Below are 1165 nucleotides of genomic sequence, written 5' to 3' on the forward strand. Positions count from 1 at the left end.
CGGTGCAGAACCAGTACTCGCCGAAGTTCCGCTCGAGCGAGCCGGAGCTCGAACTGTGCGACGAGCTCGGCATCGCGTTCCTGCCGTGGAGCCCCCTCGGCGGCATCGGGAGTGCGGCGGACCTCGGCACGGCGTTCGAGGACTTCGCCTACATCGCCCGCGACCGTGGCGTCACCCCGCAGGTCATCGCCCTGGCGTGGGAGCTGCAGAAGAGCGACGTCGTCGTCCCGATCCCCGGGGCGTCGCGCCCGCAGTCGATCCTGAACTCGATCACCGCGCCGACCGTGCGGCTGCGACCGGAGGACGTCGCACGGCTCGACGCGTCGCAGGCCGCGGCCGCCTGACCCGTCCCCCTGGGATGCACGACGCCCCGCCGCTCCTTCGCAGGAGGGCGGGGCGTCGTCGTGTGTGGTGCGCGGTGGCGGTCAGCTCTTGGCGGGGCAGACGGCCGAAACCTGGTCGAGCGTGCTCTGCACGTCGGACTGGGCCTTCTTGACCTCGGTCGAGTCCTCTGCCGAACCGGACTCGATGGCCGAGCTGTAGCGCTTGGCCGCGCCCGAGAACTCCTCGAACGTGTCGTGCACCTGCTCGTTCGAGACCTTCGTCAGCGCCGAGTCGATGCGCTGGACGAACTCGCCGATGAGCGCCCCGCGGGCCTTCACGTCGGACGGAGCCGTGTTGGCCCCCTGCTCCTTGAGGAACGACGCGAGTTCGTTCTCGAGCAGGGAGCAGGCCTCCTGCTTGCTCTGCGCGGGTGCCGCCGCGGTCTTCGACGCCGAGGGCGCACTGGACGCCCCCGAGTCACCGCCGGACGAGTTGCCACCGTTGCCACCGTCACCGCCGGAGCAACCGGCGAGCAGCGTGAGTGCGAGGCCGGCCGTGGCCAGCGCGGTGAGGGTGCGGCGCATCAGGAGTTGCACTCCTTCTGGAACGCGTTGCCGGCGTCCTGCACCTTGGTGCTGGACTTCGTCAGGCCCGAGACGTCGGCCGACTTCGGGTCCTCGGCGATGTCCTCGATGTCGTCGACCAGGTCGCCGTAGGCCTCTTCGAAGGCGTCGCCCTTGGCCTTCAGGTCGTCGTCCGACAGGTCGTCGACGCCGTCGGAGATCTTCGCGTCGAGCTCCTTGAGCTTCGTGACGGCGGCGTCCGGGTCGGACTGCAGGTT

The 1165-nt window shown here is 70.0% G+C and carries 3 protein-coding genes; 1 reads left to right on the forward strand and 2 read right to left on the reverse strand.

Translation table 11 applies throughout. The features are described from left to right. Positions 1-344, forward strand: a 344-nt coding sequence (locus BACI9J_RS22945) for an aldo/keto reductase (RefSeq protein ID WP_201296721.1), incomplete at its 5' end; no start/stop codon positions are given. Positions 345-425: 81 nt separating this feature from the next. Here BACI9J_RS22945 and BACI9J_RS22950 read toward each other — a convergent pair. Together BACI9J_RS22950 and BACI9J_RS22955 are read right to left on the reverse strand one after the other, a co-directional pair. Beyond that, positions 426-908: a hypothetical protein gene (locus BACI9J_RS22950; protein WP_159556968.1), complete on the reverse strand. Its 483-nt coding sequence runs from the start codon at positions 906-908 to the stop codon at positions 426-428. Next, positions 908-1165 (reverse strand): hypothetical protein (locus BACI9J_RS22955; RefSeq protein WP_159736676.1); only part of this gene is annotated, 258 nt, incomplete at its 5' end. The genes BACI9J_RS22955 and BACI9J_RS22950, both read right to left, overlap by 1 nt.

This window comes from Arthrobacter sp. 9V, assembly GCF_902506065.1.
Taxonomy (GTDB): domain Bacteria; phylum Actinomycetota; class Actinomycetes; order Actinomycetales; family Micrococcaceae; genus Arthrobacter.